The sequence below is a fragment of the Arthrobacter sp. WCS2018Hpa-7 genome (assembly GCF_031843805.1).
Taxonomy (GTDB): Bacteria; Actinomycetota; Actinomycetes; order Actinomycetales; family Micrococcaceae; genus Arthrobacter.
The window spans coordinates 1-13,604 of sequence record NZ_JAVTJB010000003.1 but is presented as its reverse complement, the minus strand read 5'-3'; the positions used below and the strand labels follow the sequence as shown (position 1 = coordinate 13,604).

12 protein-coding genes are annotated in these 13,604 nt (G+C 62.5%); 4 read left to right on the top strand and 8 right to left on the bottom strand.

The features are described 5' to 3' along the window. Positions 1-148: 148 nt before the first annotated feature. The 6 genes from RQH14_RS04325 to RQH14_RS04300 form a co-directional block, all read right to left on the bottom strand. Positions 149-1,519 carry a DUF3100 domain-containing protein gene (locus RQH14_RS04325; RefSeq protein ID WP_311212110.1) on the bottom strand — a complete coding sequence of 457 codons (1,371 nt, stop codon included), beginning with the start codon at positions 1,517-1,519 and terminating at the stop codon, positions 149-151. Beyond that, positions 1,516-2,742, bottom strand: coding sequence for an amidohydrolase (locus tag RQH14_RS04320; protein ID WP_311212109.1), 1,227 nt, complete (start codon positions 2,740-2,742; stop codon positions 1,516-1,518). The genes RQH14_RS04325 and RQH14_RS04320 overlap by 4 nt, the downstream gene beginning before the upstream one ends. Positions 2,743-2,753: 11 nt before the next feature. Continuing rightward, on the bottom strand, positions 2,754-4,301 hold the full coding sequence (locus RQH14_RS04315) for an aldehyde dehydrogenase family protein (protein WP_311212108.1): 1,548 nt from the start codon (positions 4,299-4,301) through the stop codon (positions 2,754-2,756). 29 nt (positions 4,302-4,330) lie between these two features. Then, positions 4,331-5,236 (bottom strand): NAD(P)-dependent oxidoreductase, encoded by a 906-nt coding sequence (locus RQH14_RS04310; protein ID WP_311212107.1) that lies wholly within the window; start codon positions 5,234-5,236, stop codon positions 4,331-4,333. A gap of 64 nt (positions 5,237-5,300) precedes the next feature. Further along, positions 5,301-6,185, bottom strand: a complete 885-nt coding sequence (locus RQH14_RS04305) for a MurR/RpiR family transcriptional regulator (RefSeq protein WP_396136272.1) — start codon at positions 6,183-6,185, stop codon at positions 5,301-5,303. A gap of 182 nt (positions 6,186-6,367) precedes the next feature. Further along, on the bottom strand, positions 6,368-8,278 hold the full coding sequence (locus RQH14_RS04300) for an FAD-binding monooxygenase (RefSeq protein ID WP_311212105.1): 1,911 nt from the start codon (positions 8,276-8,278) through the stop codon (positions 6,368-6,370). A gap of 184 nt (positions 8,279-8,462) precedes the next feature. On the opposite strand from RQH14_RS04300, the gene RQH14_RS04295 reads away from it, so the two are divergent. Continuing rightward, positions 8,463-9,398, top strand: a complete 936-nt coding sequence (locus RQH14_RS04295; protein ID WP_311212104.1) for a 5'-3' exonuclease — start codon at positions 8,463-8,465, stop codon at positions 9,396-9,398. A gap of 187 nt (positions 9,399-9,585) precedes the next feature. Further along, on the top strand, positions 9,586-10,143 hold the full coding sequence (locus RQH14_RS04290; RefSeq protein WP_311212103.1) for a Clp protease N-terminal domain-containing protein: 558 nt from the start codon (positions 9,586-9,588) through the stop codon (positions 10,141-10,143). A 160-nt stretch (positions 10,144-10,303) separates the two neighbouring features. On the opposite strand, the gene RQH14_RS04285 is transcribed toward RQH14_RS04290, so the two are convergent. Beyond that, entirely contained in the window at positions 10,304-11,389 is a 1,086-nt protein-coding gene (locus RQH14_RS04285) for an acyl-CoA desaturase (RefSeq protein WP_311212102.1), read from the bottom strand. A gap of 187 nt (positions 11,390-11,576) precedes the next feature. On the opposite strand from RQH14_RS04285, the gene RQH14_RS04280 reads away from it, so the two are divergent. After that, positions 11,577-11,996, top strand: coding sequence for a YciI family protein (locus RQH14_RS04280; RefSeq protein WP_311212101.1), 420 nt, complete (start codon positions 11,577-11,579; stop codon positions 11,994-11,996). A gap of 58 nt (positions 11,997-12,054) precedes the next feature. Continuing rightward, positions 12,055-13,308, top strand: coding sequence for an RNA polymerase sigma factor (locus tag RQH14_RS04275; protein ID WP_311212100.1), 1,254 nt, complete (start codon positions 12,055-12,057; stop codon positions 13,306-13,308). Between the two features lie 99 nt (positions 13,309-13,407). Here RQH14_RS04275 and RQH14_RS04270 read toward each other — a convergent pair. Beyond that, the coding region (locus RQH14_RS04270) for a hypothetical protein (protein WP_311212099.1) at positions 13,408-13,604 on the bottom strand (197 nt) is incomplete at its 5' end.

The window sequence follows — 13,604 nt, the reverse complement described above, 5'->3', positions numbered from 1 at the left end:
CGTATCCAGCACTTGCCTGCCGAGACATCCCCGGCTTTCCGGGAGGGTGAACGGCAACTGCCCCGACATTCCTCAGGCAGAGCGTCAGGAAACCAAAAAGGTCTGTTTCCCGAGCGGGAAACAGACCTTTTCGCAGTGGCGGAGCTGACTAGTGCCAGAGTCCCAACGCGAATTCCGCGATCACCGTGGAGAGGAGGAAGGACGCCGTAATGGCCACCAAGCCAACGGGGATGATCTTCCATCCGATGTTCCGCAGCAGGGGGATGTCCTTGCCAAGCGACAGGCCGGCCAGGGTCAGCATCACCGTAGCGATGGAGAGGAAGTCCACGGTCTTGACGGCTTCGTTCAGGACACCGGACCCGAAGAACCACGGGCTGGAGATGTAGGCGCCAATGGTGGTGATGAACACGATTGCGGAGATCTTCCTGGTGATCTTGGCCAGCAACAGGCTCACCAGGACAAGGGCCAGCATGATGCCGTAACCGGCCAGGATGGAAAGGCTCAAGCCCTTGGCCGCCACCGCCGCTGTACCCACACCCAGAACGGTCAATACTGACAGGGAAAGCCACAGCGGCAACGTCATTGCGGCGGAGGACTTGGCGACCTCCTCACGGAAACGGCGGTTCTCTTCGGCTTGGACTTCGTCCTGGGCGAGCTCGGCTTCTGACCGGACCTGGGGCACCGAGCCGGCGGCGACCTTCTGGCTTTCCTTGTTCCGGGTGAGCACCTTGTAGAACTTGTCAGCCACGGGAAGCGCTATGTAGATGCCGACATAGACGCCCAGAATGGTGGTGATGAGGTTGGAGACTGCGGCCATGCCGAGAATTGCTTCCTGATCGGCAGGGTACGCCGCGATGATGCTCGCTGCGGAGGCGGCCATCATGGAGCCCGAGCCCACGCCGGCGCCCATGGCCAGGGCCAGGGGATCGAAGATCTTCCAGTTGGCCACCAAGGAGGTCAGCAGCGTAATGAAGATGGCGCCGAACAGTGTGCCGAAGACGTACATGGCCAAGACACCGCGGTATTGGTCAGAGTCCGGACCATACTTCTCCGAGACCATGGCGAATGAGGGCTCACGGTCCAGCGAGAAGGTGGCGCCGACAGTAGCCTTGCCCATCCGCAACAGCACGGCCAACGGAAGTGCAAGGACGATGGTTCCCAGCAAGTGGCCCACTTCCTGGAGGAGGAGGGCAGGGCCGGCCTTGATCAGGCTGGGAAGGCTCGGACCGATATTGAACGCCAGCCTTGCCACCAAGAGCAAGACAGCAACGCCCACAAGTGCGGCGGCTACCCGCTGAAGGTCAAGGCCCAGCGGCTTAAACTTCTGGATGGAGACGAGCAGGCCAAGGATCAGGCCCCACACCATCGGGAAGATAATGATCGCGCCAATGCCCAGATCGATTTTGGCCTGGCCAATGAACTGAACCGCAAGGGCAATGACAAACGCGAGCGCGGCAATCGGAAGCGTCAGCCGTGTGCCGGCCTTGTCCGTCCGCGCGGTTGGGGTGCTGGTGCTCATGATGATGCTTCCTGGATCAGGGCTTCGCGGCGGTAGGCCGCCTTGACGAAGCGTTCTCTCTGTTGGGGATAGGATGCAGCGCCTGCCACGGTCCAAGCCAGCGCTGCGGCTGCCTCGAACATCACGGCGTACGCCTGGGGAGTGTTCGCCAAGGCCGCGAAGCCGTGCGAATGAATAGGGACGTTTGCTCCGGGAATGCTGAGCCACGGATGCAGGGACGGAATGACCTGGGAGATATTGCCCATGTCCGTGGAGCCACCGCCCATGCCCGCCGCCGGCGAGGTGTCCTTGCCGAAGACGTCCATCGCTGCCGTCCAGTGGCCGGCCAGGTCCCCGTCCTGGAGCAACGGTTCGTACAGTGGCTCCGCTGCAGTGATTTCCAGGGTGGTTCCCGTGGCCAGGGCCGCCCCTTCAAAGCATCGCTTGACGCGCTCCATCAGCGCCTCATACTCAGGGATCGTGAACGCCCGGCACTCGAACGGCACCACTGCATGATCAGGAATGATGTTGGTGACATGTCCGGCTTCAGCCACGTAGCAGGCGATGCGGTGATCGCCCGGTATCTGCTGCCGCAGCAAGCCGATGGCCACCTGGCTCAGGACCGCCGCATCACCGGCATTGACGCCCAGGTGTGGGGCGGCCGCAGCATGGGCGGCCTTGCCGGTGAAGACTGCCTCGTACCGGCCCACGGCCTGTGCGGTGGTTCCTGCCGGGTTGTAGGTGATGCCATCCTGGACAGGATGGACCATCAAGGCCAGGCCAACGCCGTCAAAGGCGCCGCGTTCGAGCATGAGTACCTTGCCCCCGCCATGTTCCTCGGCGGGCGTCCCGATCGCCTTCAAAGTGATGCCCAGTTCATCAACGTGGGGGAGAAGAGCCAAAGCTGCAGCCACCGAAGCCCCGGCAATGAGGTTGTGCCCGCAGGCATGCCCCACGGATGGCAGAGCATCGTATTCCACGCAAAGTGCCACCACGAGGTCACCGGTTCCGGCGCTCGCCGTGAACGCCGTGGGGAGGTCCGCTGTTCCCTTGGCCACCTCAAAGCCGCCCTCGGCCAACAATGACGTGATGGCTTCGGCCGCCTGGACTTCCTCGAAGGAGATCTCAGGGTTGGCGTGCAGGTTCTCCGACAGAGCCTGAACCCTCGGCTTCCACGAGGCGACGCCGTCTTTCAATGCTGAGCGCAGCTCGTCAGCTGCTGATGTTGTGTTGGTAGTTTCCATGATCATTCCTGTTAGTAGGACAGGGACGGGAACGGGGAGCCAGCTGCCCGTGTGGGTACCCAGACCGCTTTGGTCTGCGTGTACTCATCCAGGACGCCCGGACCGGAGGAACGGCCGTGCCCCGAATCACCGAAGCCGCCAAAGGGGACGGCGACGTGGATGGTCTTATAAGAGTTGATCCAAAAAGTCCCGGCTTTTACTTCACGGGCGATGTGGTGTGTCCGGGAAATGTCGGAGGTCCATACGGCTCCTGCCAGGCCGAAGTTGGTGTTGTTGGCGCGGGCAATCGCCTCCGACTCGGTGTCGAAGGCATCGGCACCCACTACAGGACCAAAGACCTCGGTGGTTTCCAATCGGTTGGCAGGTGTGACGCCGTCCAACAGTGTCGGCATGACCCAGTGGCCCCCGGCGAGGCCCGAGCCGGCCAGCGCCTCGGGGAGCGCCGGGTCCGTCACCCGACGGCCGCCGTCGTTCATTCCGGCCTCAATCAACGAAGTCACGGTCGCAAATTGTGGCGCGGTGATGATCGGCCCCACCTCGGCGTCAGCGTCCAACGGGTCCCCGACACGGAGCCTGGCGGCGCGGTCGGCGACCAGTTCGACGAAGCGGGCGTGGACGCTGCGCTCCACCAGCAGACGCGAACCGGCAACGCAGGACTGGCCTGCGCCGGAGAAGATCGCTGAGATGGCCCCGTCGGCGGCCCGTTCGAGGTCGGCATCGGCGAAAACGATGTTGGCGCTCTTGCCGCCAAGCTCCAGAAGGGCCGGGATACCGGCACCAGCGGCCGCAACGGCCACCCGGCGCCCGGTGGGAACCGACCCTATGAAGCTGATCTTGCCCACTCGCCGGTCTGTAGTGAGCGTTGCTCCAACGGTCTGTCCCAGCCCGGCAGCAACGTTGAAGACGCCGTCGGGCAGCCCTGCGTCGTGGGCCAGCTGGGCAAGCCGCACCGTTGTAGCGGGGGTGAACTCACTGGGTTTGATGATCACGGCGTTGCCGGCGGCCAGCGGAGCGGCTGAGTTCCAGCCAGCGGTGAACAGCGGGGCGTTCCACGGCGTGATGGCCACGACGACTCCCCAAGGTACGCGCTCGGTATACGTGTGCCACGGGCCAGGAACGGGGATGGTCTGGCCGGTGAGCTTGTCCGCCCAGCCAGCGTAGTACCCGAACATCTCGGCGACTTTGGCGGCTTCGGCGCGGGCGTCACGGATGGGCTTGCCAGTGGTTCCTGCTTCCAGGATGGCCAGTTCCTCGGTGTGCGCGGCAACTACTGTGCTGACGTTGCGGAGGATGGCCGCACGTTCGAAGCCGTTCAACCTTCCCCAGGTTTCGGCGCCGCGGAGCGAGCTTTCAAGGATGGCGTTGGCCCCCTCGGCGCCAGGATCGGCGTAGCCGGCGAATGGTTCGCCTGTAGCTGCGGACGTGAGATTGATGGTGCTGCCGGAACCCGGGACTACTTTCCCGTCCATGAAAGCGCCGAGGCCATGTGGAAAAGCCGCGTCCAGGATTGTCCGGGCGGTCTCCGTGGAGGATGCTGTGGGGGCTGTTGTGATGCTCAAGATGCTGTCCTTCTCTCAGGGAGTGCGTGCTACGCGTCCGGGGTGCTTTTCGGAGCGCCGGCAGGTGTAATGGAAGGTGCCACGGTCCGGGCGATTTCAGTGAAGTCGGCAGTTGGGCCCAGGGCGGCCAGAGCGTCCTGCCACTGGCCGGCGGCCGCGGCCAGGAGTTCCGGTTCCTCACCCAGCTGCCGGGCAACGTCAATGGCCAAGGCGGCATCCCGGGCCATAAGGCCCAGGGAGAATCCGGAATCATGCGTGCCGGACAGGACCCACGTGGGGTACATGGCGGCTGAGACCTTACTGCCGCCGGAGGCGTTGCTGATGCTGGCTGCCGCCACGGCCGGATCGATGCCGTAAGCCTTCGCCACCCCCAGGGCTTCACCCACGGACACCAGGTTGGCAGCGGCCAAAACGTTGTTCAACAATTTGACGACGTTGCCGCTGCCCGGGCCGCCGATGTGGGCGTACTGGCCGCCCGTCAGCGCTTCAAGAACGGGACGTGCGGCGGTCAGAGCGTCCGTGGTCGCACCGACAAAGGCGCTGAGGCTTCCGCTGGCCGCGCCGACGCGTCCGCCGGAAACCGGGGCGTCCACGAATGCTGCACCGCTGGAAGCGGCGAGTCCGGCCATGGACTTACTGGTCCCAGGCTCCGACGTAGTGGTGTCGATGATCGCCATAGTGCCAGGGGTTGCGAGAAGCGCCGGAACGGTGGCCTCCACGATTTTGGCCGAGGGTAGGGACAGGACTGCGTAGGGGGTTCCTGCCAGTTCACCGATCTCTGCGGTGGTGGAAATGCCGGTGCGGGCGGCAGCTTCCCTTGCGGCTTCCGACGGATCGAAGCCGGTAACGTCCCAGCCTGCGCGGTGCAGGGTGGCGGCCATGGCTCCGCCCATGGATCCGAGGCCGATGACGGCGACGCGACGATTGTTGCTCATGTGGTACTCCTTGCTGGGGCAATGCATGGGTCTTGATGGCCGGGGTGCTAGCCGTGGTGGGTGCTTAGTCCAGGTAGATATCCAGGTCTTTCCACAGCTGCTGCGTACGCCGGATGGCGGCACGGCTGCGTTCCGGGTGGGCCGCTTCCATGCCGGCGAGCAGTCCATAGACCATCGAATTTGCGGCCGTGACGGATTGGAAGAAGGAGATGCCTTCTGATGCCACGATCAGCAAGTGGTCAGCAGCTGCTGCGAGACGGCCACGGCGCATGTCGCTGATGGCCACCACTGTGGCCCCGGACTGCTTGGCAGCTTCGGCGGTGACGATGACTTGCTGGACGGACCGCCACATATTGACCACCACCAGGACATCGCCGGGGCCGAGGTTGTTCGCCGCCGACGCGAAGTGGACGCCGCCGCGGTTTTCCAGCGTGATGGGGTAGCCCATGGTCGAGCCAAGGTGGGCCATAACGCTTGCCGGGCCAGCGAAGGATCCGATGCCAATAGCGGTGATGGACTTGGCAGCGGCAAGGGCGCTGATGGCAGCCTCGACATCCTCGGCAGTGTTGGAGTCGAGGGTCAGCCGGAGATTTTCAATGTCATGGTTCAAAGCATCATGGAGGGGACTGCGGTGTTCACCGTGTTCAAGCAGGGTGTCTTCGGTGGAGATCATCACCAGGTACCGGGAGCGGAGTTCGCGTTGCAGGTCGGGCCAACCCCGGTATCCGAGCCGCTGTGCCGTCCTGACGACGGTGGAGTTGTTCACGTCCGACCGTTGGGCGATTTCGGCTATATCGGCGTAGGAGGAGAGCTGCGGATTGCGGGCGATGACTTCCACCACCCGCGCTTGCGATTTGGACAGGGTTACGTCCGGGAGCGCGTCCCCAAGCCACGCGTGGTCCACGGACTCCCGTGCCCCGGAGGGTGCCCCCACTTGGTCCTGGCTGATCTTCACCGAATCTCCTTGTAACCCACATCACTCTGCAAACTGTATTGCAATAAAGATACTCTGCAATCTGGTTTGCTTCTAGTGGTTTGCGTTACAAGGGTGTAAAAAATGCCGGCAGGCCGTCGCGGCCTGCCGGCATTCCCCAATCCGACTATGGGACCTCTGCGTCCACCGGCTGGTTGCTACGCCTGAATGAGCCCAGCACCCGGGTGTGAAGCCAACAATGGCGCAAAGAACCCACCGAGTTCCGCAGTAGCGGTCAGCGGCAGCACATTGGCGACATACTGGTCTGGGCGAACCACCACAACTACGCCGTCACGACTGAGTCCGCGCAGGTCGAAGATGTCATTGTTGGGATCGGTGCCGAACACCTTTTCAAGATAGGTGAGCTTGAACGGTCCCACCGTGGGCTTGAAAGCTGCAGGTACGGCATTAATATCCACGGCGGTGTGGTCTTGCTGATAGATCACCTTCACGTCGAACCAGGCGTCGCGGTCAGCGCCCGACGGCGTTGCGGCCAGCGGCGAGTCCGGCGAGTTCGCGATCCACTCGGCAAAGTCCGCCACGGGGCCCGGAGCCCCTGCCTGTGCGGTGTCGGCGAAGACGTAGATGCGCCAACGACCATCCGCTTTGGCGTGATGGCCCAGGTGCATGGGGTTGGTGTCGCACACTCTCTGAACGGGCGCGGATTTGAAGCGTTTACCCACGGGGAAGCCGGTGGCGAGTTCCTGGTGCTGTGCTTCGGCTACCAGCATCGATGGCGCGTACTGCGTCATGAAACCGGCCGGGAATTCGGCGGTACTGGTGTAGAAGGTTTCCAGTTCTGCGGGATCTTCGAACTCTTCGGGCTTCTTGGCCATCAGCGTGGACCATTGCTTATCGAAGTCGATGAGGTTCTTGGCCACTACCTGGCGTTCAGCCGAGTAGCTGTCCAACAGGCTTTCGGGGCTGCGGCCTTCGAGGACGTGGCCGAGCTTCCAGCCGATGTTGAAGCCGTCCTGCATGGAGACGTTCATGCCTTGGCCGGCCTTGGCGGAGTGGGTGTGGCAGGCATCGCCGGTAATGAACACCCGTGGGGCGCGCGTTCCGCGGTCCTCCGGCAGAACGTCGTCGAACCTGTCCGTGAGGCGATGGCCTACCTCGTAGACGCTGTGCCACGCAACGTTGCGGACGTCCAACGTGTACGGGTGGAGGATGTCGTTTGCCTTTTGGATGATTTGCTCGATGGTCGTCTTGCGCACGGCGCCTTTATCGTCGGCGTTAACTTCGCCCAGGTCCACGTACATGCGGAACAGATGCCCGCCCTCGCGGGGGATCAACAGGATGCTGCCACCGGCGCCGGACTGGATGGCACACTTGGTGCGGATATCCGGGAAGTCGGTGACGGCGAGGACGTCCATGACACCCCAGGCGTGGTTGGCTTGGTCGCCGGCAAGGTGGCAGCCGATCGACTCACGGACTTTGCTGCGGGCACCGTCAGCACCCACCACATATTTCGCTCGGATGATGCGCTCTTGGCCTTCATTGGGACCGGACGTATGGGCCAGCGTCACCGTGACCGGATACTCACCTTCGCCAGTGACCTGGAGACCCTGGAATTCGTAGCCGTAGTCCGGCGTCATACGAGTGGGGGAGTTGGCCATGAACTCGGCAAAGTAGTCCAGCACGCGGGCCTGGTTCACGATCAGGTGTGGGAACTCACTGATCCCTGCGGGGTCATCCACTGCCCGGGCAGCCCTGACAATGCGGGAATGGTCGGCGGGGTCCGGCTTCCAGAAGGCCATCTCAGTGATGCGGTAGGCCTCCGCGATGATGCGCTCGGCAAACCCGAACGCCTGGAAGGTCTCGACGCTGCGGGCCTGGATGCCGTCGGCCTGGCCGATGGCGAGCCTGCCGGGGCGACGCTCCACGATGCGCGTTGTGACGTCGGGGAATTGGGACAGCTGCGCCGCAGTCAGCATTCCGGCAGGGCCGGTGCCCACAATGAGGACGTCAACTTCCTCAGGCAGCCCGGTTGGGCGGTTGATGCCGACGCCGGCGGCCGGTTCGACTCGCGGGTCACCGGATACGTAACCGTGGTGGTGGAACTGCACGGGCTTTCCTCACTTCTTTGTGGGCAATCAATCGCTTCGTTGTTCGATAATAGAACAGGTTGTTCTATTATCGCTCACACAATCGTAATGCCGCTCACAGTAGTCTTCAAGTGTTTGTGGCGCCTCACCACCGCATCGACCAGGGGTTCCTGCCCAAAGGGCCGCGGACGTGTCAGGATCAGGTATGCCCCGACTGATGCTGCTGGATACCGCTTCGCTGTATTTTCGTGCCTTCTACGGCATCCCTGATTCGATACGCCGATCCGACGGAACACCGGTGAACGCCGTGCGGGGGCTCATGGATATGATCACCCGCCTCACCACCGACTATGAAGCGACCCACGTAGTGGCCTGTTGGGACAACGACTGGCGGCCGCAATGGCGGGTGGACCTGATTCCCAGCTATAAGTCGCACAGGGTGGCGGAGATCAACCACGATGGTCCCGACCTCGAGGTGGTGCCCGACCCGCTGGAAGCCCAGATTCCCCTGATCCGTCATGTTCTTGACCTCGCCGGCATTGCTGTTGTGGGGGTAGATGAGCACGAGGCCGACGACGTTGTTGGCACCTATGCCAGCCAGGCCCAGATCCCCACGGACGTGGTGACTGGAGACCGCGATCTTTTCCAATTGGTGGATGACGGGCGTGGGGTCAGGGTCATTTACACCGCACGCGGCATGCGGAACCTGGAGCTCGTCACTGACGTCGTGGTGGTGGGTAAATACCGTGTCCTTCCCCAGCAATACGCCGACTTTGCCACCTTGCGGGGTGACGCTTCAGACGGACTTCCGGGCGTGGCGGGGATAGGAGAAAAGACTGCTGCGTCCTTGCTTGGCGAGCACGGCTCGCTGGAAGGCCTGCTCATGGCAGCAGAAGACCCCGACGGCGGGTTGTCCGCTTCCATCCGAGCCAAACTGTCGACCGCAGCCGACTACCTCACGGTGGCGCCCGCCGTCGTCAACGTGGTGCGCGACCTCAAGGTGCCCACACTGGAAGATGCGGGTGCTCAGCTGCGTCCTGTAACCGGCGCGGCGCGGACGGAACTCGAACAGTTGGCCACCGAGTGGAACCTGGGAGGATCGGTCAAACGGCTGCTGGACGCCCTGGACCGCGAACGCTGAGCCGCCGCAGCCGTTGACGGACCGGATGCTCTTGGAGTTCCTTCACAGCTTGCGGTTCACTTTCACAGGCGAATGACAGGTTCGCGACAGCGCGGGCTGGGGTTGTCCTCTCATCGTTGGAAGAGGACGGCACTCAGGCTCGTCCCTCAGACACCAGCCGTATCAACGGCTCATTGAGGAGAGGTACATGTCGAAAACCAAGAGAATAACGCTGGGCGTGGCGGCCGGAGCCCTGGCATTGGGCGCAGGCCTGGGCGCAACCGGCATCGCGACAGCAGCCACCACGCCGTCGCCGAGCGCCAGTTCGTCTGCAGATGCCACCACTCCGTCAGACCGCGGCGGAAAGCCCGGCGGACACGGCCATGGTCGGGACGGCGGCCAGATCGCAACCCAGCTGGCCAGCAAGCTCGGAGTTGACGAGGCCAAGGTCACCGAAGCCTTGAAGGCATTCCGTGAGGCGAACAAGCCCGCTGCGCCTCCTGCCGAAGGAACCGAAGGAACCAAGCCGGACCGGACGGCGCAGAACGCGGCCCTGGCTAAGTCGCTGGCCGAAGCGTTGGGGGTGGACGAAGCAAAGGTCACCACCGCGTTGGAGGAGATACGCACGGAAGCTACGGCGGAGCGTTCGGCTGCGCTGAAGACCAGACTGGACAAGGCTGTTACTGACGGCAAACTCAGCCAGGCAGAAGCCGACGCGGTGGCGAAAGCCGTGGAGGCTGGAGTTATCGGCGGAGGTGGCCGCTGACACCGAGAGCTGATCGGCCCAGCCGCTGAGCCGCCGAGCAACTGACCGGCTGCTCGGCAGATGCGAGGGATCCCTCGGGCGACGTCCGGGGGATCCTTTCTGGTCTGCCCCAAGTGAGTTTGTTACTACGTGGTCTGGCACTTAGCGGGGACGGAACTGGCTAGCGGGGACGGAACTGGTTCATCACGGGACATTCGAAGGGCTCTCCAGCGAACAAGCCAACTTCGTCCAAGTACTTCACCACTGTCATGTAGGACGCCCCCAAACTGGTTTCGGTGTAGGGGATGTCCAGCTCGTTGCAGCACGCTTTGACGATCCCTGAGGCGCGGTGCAGGTAGGGGCGCGGCATGTCGGGGAAAAGATGGTGCTCGATCTGGCGGTTCAAGCCACCCATCAGCACGTCCATGAACCTGCCGCCGGAGATATTCCGCGCCGTGAGGATCTGACGGTTAAGGAAGTCGGTCCGGGTTGAGGAAGCCAGGATGGGCATCCCTTTGTGGTTGGGCGCGAAGGACGCTCCCATATAGAAGCCGAACACGCCCAACTGAACGCCAAGGAACGCGAACGCCATCCCCAGGGGCAATAGCCAGAACACCAGCAAGGGCATGGCCAGCAGGCGCAGCAGGATGACCGGGATTTCCACCCATCGGTGATCGACTTTTCTTTGATGCAGCAAGAACTTCAAGGAGTCGACGTGCAAGCTCACGCCCAGGAAGAACAACAGGGGAAACAGCAGCCAGCCTTGCTTGCGGGTGACGTGCACCATGAAGCCACGGCGCGTGCTTGCTGCTTCGGGGTGGAATGCGATGACGCCCGTATGGATGTCCGGATCCTTGTCGATGACGTTGGGAAAATTGTGATGCCGGGTGTGCTTCTGTGCCCACATGGAGTAGCTGATACCCACCAACGCCGTACCAACAAGCCTCGCGGACCACTCATTCATACCCTTGGACTTAAACACCTGCCGGTGGCCGGCTTCATGCGCCAGGAACGCGAACTGGGTAAGGACCACACCCATTCCCGCAGCAATGAGGAGCTGGAACCATGTGTCCCTCAGCAGGAGGAAGCCGCCCCACGTGCCTGCCCACGCCACCATCAGGATGATAAAAACCGTGATGTAGAAACCTCGCCTGCGTTTCAGGAGCCCGGCACTGCGTACGGACCGCAAGAGAGTGGCGTAGGTGGTGACGGTCCGGGCGGCACCCTGGTCCGGCAGAACTTCATCGGACAAATGTTCTGGTGCCATGGTGCCTCGAACCACTTCCCGGCAGACTCAACAGAATCGTTTTCCACCGTTCTTTCAGACTACGCCGGTGACATTAACTGGGAACCGGAAATTCATCTCAAAATGTTGTCGATTTACGCTCGTGCTGTTCGACCTATGGATGAGAGGGTCGAAGGGCGACCTTCCACAACACAGGAGATTGAGTCAGATGGCCAAATACATGTTGATCATGCGGGCGGACGACGCTTCGTACGCCAAGTTCGAGAATATCGATTTCAACGAAATCCTCGATGCCATGGGCAAATTCAATGACGAACTGATCCGTGCAGGAGTCCTCCTCGCAGCGGAAGGCCTGGACGACGCGAAAGAGGGTGTCGTGGTTGACTTCACTGGTGAAACCCCCGTCGTCACGGACGGGCCTTACGGCGAAACCAAGGAACTCTTTGGCGGCTACTACATCCTGGACGTTGCCTCCAAGCAGGAAGCCATCGAGTGGGCCAAGCGCGCGCCCATGACTGCCGGCACCAAGACTGAAATCCGACGCGTCACCAGCATTGACGAATTCCCGCAGGACAACGAATGGATCCAAAAGGAACGGGCGTGGCGCGAACAGACCGGCCAGCTCTGATAACGGTCCCGGATACTGTCGTGAGCTGTTCGTAAAACTGGAGACAGCAGTACCTGACATGGGAAACAACGTGGCAAGGGCGGCCGTCGAAGCGGTGTGGCGCAGTGAATCCGCCCGCATTGTCGGCGCCCTTGCCCGCTACACGGGTGACTTCGCCTTGGCCGAAGACCTCGCGCAGGAAGCACTCGCTGAGGCCTTGGTGTCCTGGTCCGTGAATGGTGTCCCAGCAGAACCGGCCGGATGGCTGCTGACTGCCGGCCGCCGCCGGGCAATCGATTCCTTCCGCCGGAAGGCTGCCCTTGAGGAAAAGTACGCCCTGCTGGCACGCGGCCTCGCCGAGGAGGAACCGGGCGTGGATACATTGTTCAATCCGGACTCGATCGACGACGACGTGCTGGCTTTGATGTTCATCTCATGTCACCCGGTGTTGTCTCGGGAAGCGCGGATTGCCATGACTCTGCGGGTGGTGGGCGGCATTGGCACAGAGGAGATCGCCAAGGCGTTCTTTGTCCCAGTCCCTACCATCCAAGCCCGCATCACCCGCGCCAAGAAGACTCTTGCAGCCGCGCACGTTCCCTTCACCGTTCCGGAACCAGCTGACATTCCTGAGCGGCTTGGTTCAGTACTGCACGTGGTGTACCTGATTTTCACTGAGGGTTCCTTCGCCAGCAGCGGTGACTCGTGGATGCGTATTGAACTGGCCAGTGAAGCACGACGACTGGCCCGTGTTCTTATCCGCCTGGCGCCAGAACCAGAGGTGTTTGGCTTGCTTGCGCTGATGGAACTGACGGCCGCACGCTTTCCCGCGAGGATCGACGCGAACGGGAGACCTGTACTTCTTGAGGATCAGGATCGACGCCGGTGGGACCAGTCCGCGATACGCCGCGGCAGGGCGGCACTATCGACTGCGGTTGCGGCTGGCCGCGGCCTCGGCACCTATGGACTTCAAGCGTCCATTGCTGAATGCCACGCAGTGGCACAGACCGCAGGCGCGACGGATTGGCAACGAATAGTGATCCTCTATGAGGCACTTGGGCGGTTGGCACCTTCGCCGGTGATTGAGTTGAATCGGGCAGTGGCCGTGGCTATGGCTTCGGGGCCGGTTGCCGGGCTGGAATTGGTGGATGCCCTCGCCGGCCGAGGGGAGTTGAGCGGCTCGCACCTTGTGCCTGCAGTGCGGGGCGAGCTCCTGGCCAGACTTGGTCGGTTCGGTGAGGCGGTGGATGCTCTCACCGAAGCGCTGGAGCTCTGCCCGAACGCGGCCGAACGGATGGCTCTGGAGCGGAAAATTGCCGATCTGGCAGGGCAATAGTCTGCCTCGCCACGTTCAATAAGCAGACTATTCCATCGCACACCGTTATTGAGGCAGTCCGGGACGCGCCCACTATCAGGCCGGGCCCAACGCACGACGTTATTCAGGCAGTCTTGGGTAGTTTTCGTCCGGCGCCTGTGTTGGGCGGGGTTGTGTTCTGCTGAGGCTTTCTTGTGTTTTGTGGGGTGTGTGGTGGTGGTTGCGTCGGGGTGTTTGGTGGGGGTCGATGTGGGGTGGGGGGATGAACCAGGGGACGCCGGTTTCCATGTCGATCCGCCACTGTTCCTTGTGGATGA